This is a genomic window from Pseudochelatococcus contaminans, assembly GCF_014195635.1.
Taxonomy (GTDB): Bacteria; Pseudomonadota; Alphaproteobacteria; order Rhizobiales; family Beijerinckiaceae; genus Pseudochelatococcus; species Pseudochelatococcus contaminans.
Genome location: NZ_JACICC010000038.1, coordinates 1 through 4,336 on the forward strand (window position 1 = coordinate 1; position 4,336 = coordinate 4,336).

The 4,336-nt window shown below is 60.0% G+C and carries 3 protein-coding genes; 1 reads left to right on the top strand and 2 read right to left on the bottom strand.

Annotated features, from left to right (window positions below; translation table 11 throughout):
• Positions 1-44: 44 nt before the first annotated feature.
• Both FHS81_RS18510 and FHS81_RS18515 read right to left on the bottom strand, forming a co-directional pair.
• Positions 45-566: an AAA family ATPase gene (locus FHS81_RS18510; protein ID WP_082186265.1), complete on the bottom strand. Its 522-nt coding sequence runs from the start codon at positions 564-566 to the stop codon at positions 45-47.
• Positions 563-1,192: a recombinase family protein gene (locus tag FHS81_RS18515; RefSeq protein ID WP_183755055.1), complete on the bottom strand. Its 630-nt coding sequence runs from the start codon at positions 1,190-1,192 to the stop codon at positions 563-565. Before FHS81_RS18515 ends, FHS81_RS18510 begins: the two co-directional genes overlap by 4 nt.
• A 129-nt stretch (positions 1,193-1,321) precedes the next feature.
• On the opposite strand from FHS81_RS18515, the gene FHS81_RS18520 reads away from it, so the two are divergent.
• Complete coding sequence (locus tag FHS81_RS18520; protein WP_082186263.1) at positions 1,322-4,294, top strand: Tn3 family transposase; 2,973 nt, start codon at positions 1,322-1,324, stop codon at positions 4,292-4,294.
• The last annotated feature ends 42 nt before the right edge of the window (positions 4,295-4,336 follow it).

Genomic DNA, 4,336 nt, shown 5'->3' on the forward strand with positions numbered 1-4,336 from the left:
GGCCCCTGAACATTAAAGGGGCACAGATATACGGTAGGCCGATTTCACGCCTTTTGCGCAGCCTTCTTGATGGCAGCTACGAAGCCCAACAGTTCGGCTGGCGAGGTGAACCGGAACACCCGACCGGCAAATCCTTCCATTCGAGCAAGGTCGCGCTGTCGTTGCTCCTTTCGGTAATTGATCACAAATCGGAAGAAGGCCCAATCAAAGCGTTCAGGACATCCCGGCGCGAGCTGATCACCGCGATTTCGGCCCAAACCGGATACCGTTCGTCGAATAACTCGCCACAGGCATAACGATGTTGTGTAATCGAGATGGATAAGCGTGTCCGCAGATGCCAATCGCTGCTCAAGCGTGCCGCTATAATTCCCGTCCATAATCCATTCAGATTGCGCCGCAAGCTTTTCGACGGTTTTCTGCCATGATGCGCTATCCGGCCTTTGCCAGCCCGGCTGCCAGTAATGTCTATCGAGGTGGACGACGGGCAAGCGGGTCGCTTCGGCCAGTTCTTTGGCGAGTGTGGATTTCCCGGCGCCCGGACAACCGACGATGAGGACTCGTTTCATTTCTTTGCCTTCCGCATAAGCAGCCGCTCTCCATCGGTGCGCAGCGCGCCCTTAGGATCGACAAACCGGTAGAGCGTCTGTCGTGTGATACCGAGTTCGGCGCAAAGATCGGCCACCTTGGTTTCCGGCTTCCCCATTGCTGCCTGAGCAAGGCGCAGCTTCGCCGGCGTCATTTTGAAGGGCGCTCCGCCGTTCCGGCCACGTGCGCGTGCGGCGGCGAGACCAGCTTTGGTGCGCTCAATGATCAATGCCCGCTCGAACTCAGCCAGCGCCGCGAATATGCCGAACACCAGCCGGCCATTCGCCGTCGAGGTGTCGATCGACGCCCCTTCACCTGCCAGAACCTTGAGGCCGATATGCCGTTGGGTCAGATCATCGACCAGATTGACGAGGTGGCGGAGATCGCGGCCGAGTCGATCGAGCTTCCAGACGACAAGCGTGTCACCGCGACGCAGCGCCTTCATGCAGGCGGTGAGACCTGGACGGTCCTCTTTCTTTCCTGACGCGGCATCCTCATAGACATTGTTGGCGTCGACACCAGCCTGTGCCAGCGCGTCACGCTGAAGGTCATGGACCTGGCTGCCGTCGGCTTTCGACACTCGCGCATATCCGATCAGAGCTGTCATTTATTCGTCCGTCTGCGTGACAATTTCGATTTGGCCGCGCCAAAGCCTGTAGATTGTCACATAACCCGTCTTGCAAAGTAAGCTCCGCGAACGGTTATCTCCAGTCTTTTTGTGACATATGGAGCGCCGATGCCTCGCCGCATGATTTTGACGGATGCCGAACGGCAGAATTTCCTTGCCCTGCCCAGCGACGACGACACCCTGATCCGCCATTGGAGCCTTGATGATGAGGACCATCGTCTTCTGGAAACGCGCCGTCGCGACGATACCCGTCTTGGCTTGGCCCTTCAGCTTTGTGCGCTCCGTTATCCCGGCCGTCTCATCCAGCGCGGAGAGGTCATCCCGGAAAGCGCGCTCACCTTCCTTGCCGAGCAACTCCGCATCGAGCCGAATGCACTTGCCAGCTTCGCACGAAGAGCGCCCACACGCTACGAACAACTGACCGTCCTCCGCCAACACTACGGGTTCAGCGAGCTGAGCCACCCGTTGCGCACCGATCTGCTTGCCTTCGCGCGCGGCGTGGCGATCGCCTCGACCAAGGACAAATTCGTCGTCGCCGCTCTCGCCGATGAGATGCGCCGGCGGCGTATCGTCATTCCCGGCATCACCGTGATCGAACGGATGGCCGGACAGGCATGCACCGAGGCTGAGGAGGCGCTGTTTGCCGATGTTGCCGGAAGGCTGACGCCCGACATCATCGTCAGAATGGAAGCGCTGCTCGGTATTGGTCCACGCGTCCGCCAGAGCGGGGTCTCCTGGTTACGTGAACCTGCCGGAAAGGCTGGAGACGCAGCGATGCGGGGTCTGATCGATCGGCTTGAGGCCGTGCGCCACGTTGGCCTTTCAAGTGATGTGCTTCAGGCCGTCCCCGCCCATCGGGTGAGCCGCATGGCACAAGAGGGCCGGCGCCTGACCGCCCAGAACTTCGAGCAAATGCGGCCCGGCCGCCGATATGCTACGCTCGCAGCTTTCCTTCTGGAGATGGAAATCGCGCTCACGGATGCCGCAATCGCCATGTTCGAAGTCCTGATCGGCAAGGCGTTTCGGCGGGCCGAGGCAGAGCGCGACAAACGACTGCTGGAAACCGCCACCTCGGCGACATCGGCGCTGGATTTCTTCGTGGGCTTCGGTGAGGCGATCGCTGCCAGGCGAGAAACCGACCTTTCGCTCGATGAGGCGGTCAATGCAGTCGGCGGCTGGGAGCAGTTGATGCGGGCAACCGCGGCTGCGAAGGCAGCATCTCGTCCCCGCAAGGACGATGATCTGATTGCCTATCTGCCGGCGCAATATATGCGTATCCGGCGCTTTGCAGCACCATTCCTGGCAGCCTTCACGTTCGAGGGTAATCGTCAGAGCCGTGATTTCATCAACGTGGTGATGCAAATGACGGCCGCAGGGAAAAGCCGCCGTCGCTCTCTGGACGCGCAATGGATCAAAGCGGCGCTCGATCTGGTCGACAAGCGGTGGAGCAAGGAAATCAGAACGCCAGATGGCTCGGTTGACCGCAGAATGCTGGAAATCTTTGTCATCGTTGAGCTGAAGAACCGGATCGCTGCCAACGAGATCTGGATCAAAGGTTCTCGCACATATCGCGCCCTCGATGAGGGCATGATCTCCCATCAGACTTATTCCATCATCAAGGCCGAGGCCCGCATTCCCGTCGCCATCCCGGTTGATGTCGAGATCTATCTCGCCCAGAAAGCCGAGGCGCTCGATCAAAAATTGCGTGAGGCAGCAAGCCGGCTGGAGGCGGGTCGCGGCGACACGCGGATCGGCGCGAAGGGCCTGCGGGTGCCTGCGGTCAAAACTGCCGAGACCGAAGCCGCGCTCGCCTTCGCAAGGAGAGTTGCGAGCAGCATGCCGCCGATCAGGTTGACGGATCTTGTCGCCGACGTGGATCGAATGACCGGTTTCAGCTCACTGTTCGAGCATCTTCAGACAGGCCGAACGCCGGGCGATATGCGAATTTTCTATGCCGCGCTCATCGCCGAGGCCACCAATCTCGGCTTCTCGAAGATGGCATTGGCCTGCCCCGGCATCACACGCCGCCAGCTACAGCAGATGGCGATCTGGCACTTCCGGGAGGAAACCTTCACCTTGGCACTTGCCCGGCTGGTCGAAGCCCAGCACGCGGCGCCGATCGCCACTGTTTTCGGTTCGAACACGATATCGTCTTCCGACGGACAACATATCCATCTCGGCGATGGCGGCGAAATCGCCGGTGGCGTCAACGGCCGTTACGGAACCAACCCGATCATCAAGCTCTACACGGCGATCTCCGGTCGATATGCTCCCTTCCATACCAAAATCATCGCCGCCACGGCGAGCGAGGCCGTCCATGTTCTCGACGCGCTTCTCGAAACGGATGCGGGCCTCGACATCGTGCGCCATCATGTCGATGGTGGCGGCGTCAGTGATCTCGTCTTCGCCTTCTGCCATGCGCTAGGCTTTGCATTTGTCCCGCGCATTCCCGATCTCGATGGCCGATGCCTCTACGGCTTTGGCCCCGGCAAGCAGTATGGCATTCTCCAGAATGTCATGGGCGATCGCATCGACGCCGATTTGATCCGGGCGCACTGGGACGAGATTCTGCGCTTGATGACCTCACTGCGCACCCGCACCGTCAGCGCTTCGCTCATGCTCAAACGGCTGTCATCAACGACCAGGCAAAGCGGTCTTGCCCAGGCACTACGTCAGATGGGCCGGATCGAGCGAACTCTGTTCACGCTGGACTGGATCAACGACGAGGAACTGAGAAAGACGACAACGGCAGAACTGAACAAAGGGGAAAGCCGCAACAGCCTCGTGCGGGCCGTCAATCTCCATCGCCTCGGCCGCTTCCGCGATCGCAGCCAGGAAAATCTCTCGATCCGGGCCTCCGCCCTCAACCTGGTTGTCACCGCCATCATTCACTGGAACACGATCTATACCGGCCGCGTGGTCGATGCCTTGCACACCGGCGGTCAGCATGTGCCTGATCATTTGCTATCCAGCCTCTCGCCGCTTACCTGGGAGCACGTGAACCTCACCGGCGACTACATATGGGAAGACAAGCCGGCACTCGATGAAACAGGCTTCCGACCTCTCCCGTTCTCGGTCTGATCCCCCTACCGTATATCTGTGCCCCTTTAATGTTCAGGGGCC